The organism is Klebsiella sp. 10-1, from assembly GCF_009758445.1.
Taxonomy (GTDB): Bacteria; Pseudomonadota; Gammaproteobacteria; order Enterobacterales; family Enterobacteriaceae; genus Klebsiella; species Klebsiella scottii.
Genome location: NZ_WQRE01000031.1, coordinates 1 through 702, shown reverse-complemented (window position 1 = coordinate 702; position 702 = coordinate 1). Strand labels below are relative to the sequence as shown.

At 60.4% G+C, this 702-nt stretch carries 3 protein-coding genes; all 3 read left to right on the top strand.

Annotated features, from left to right (window positions below; all coding sequences use genetic code 11):
* Positions 1-66 (top strand): hypothetical protein (locus GO007_RS29365; RefSeq protein WP_223261853.1); only part of this gene is annotated, 66 nt, incomplete at its 5' end.
* Entirely contained in the window at positions 63-308 is a 246-nt protein-coding gene (locus GO007_RS28840; RefSeq protein WP_095105818.1) for an ogr/Delta-like zinc finger family protein, read from the top strand. The genes GO007_RS29365 and GO007_RS28840, both read left to right, overlap by 4 nt.
* A 17-nt stretch (positions 309-325) precedes the next feature.
* A partial coding sequence (locus tag GO007_RS28835) for a phage polarity suppression protein (protein ID WP_189339935.1) occupies positions 326-702 on the top strand: 377 nt, incomplete at its 3' end.

Genomic DNA, 702 nt, shown 5'->3' with positions numbered 1-702 from the left:
AAAGTCTGGCAGGAGAAAATCCGTCAGCGCGAGGCTGACCTGAAAGCGCGGGGGCTGCTGCCATGATGCACTGTCCGTTCTGCAAAAAGTCGGCGCATGCCCGCACCTCCCGCTATCTGTCGGAGAACGTCAAACAGCGCTATCACCAGTGCACCAATATTGAGTGCTCGGCGACGTTCCGCACCACTGAAGCCATCGACGAGGTTATCCGTCCTCCGGCGGAGAAAGCGCCGCCTGTCGTGGAGCCGGTCACACCCCCGGCACCCCGTAAAGTGCAGGGCTGCTACAGCTCGCCATACCGTCATTAATCAGGGGAGAACTGACCATGACCACCCTCACGCTACAGCAGGCCTTTGAAGCCTGTCAGAAGAACGAAACCGCCTGGCTGAACCGTAAAGCCGAACTGGCGGCCGCAGAGCAGGAATATCAGGAACAGGTGCTGGCCGGGGATGAGCGTATACCGGGCAGAATGCAGACACTGCGCGACATTATCGATGTCAGAAAATGGGAGATAAATCAGGCCGCCGGGCGCTATATCCGCTCCCATGAAGCGGTGCAGCGCATCAGTATCCGCAACCGGCTGAATGACTTCATGCAGGCGCACGGGACAGAGCTCGCCGCCACGCTTGCCCCGGAGCTGATGGGACTCAGCCAGCAGCCCGCACTCCTGACCGGCCATGCGCTCGACCGTTCGGCGCATTA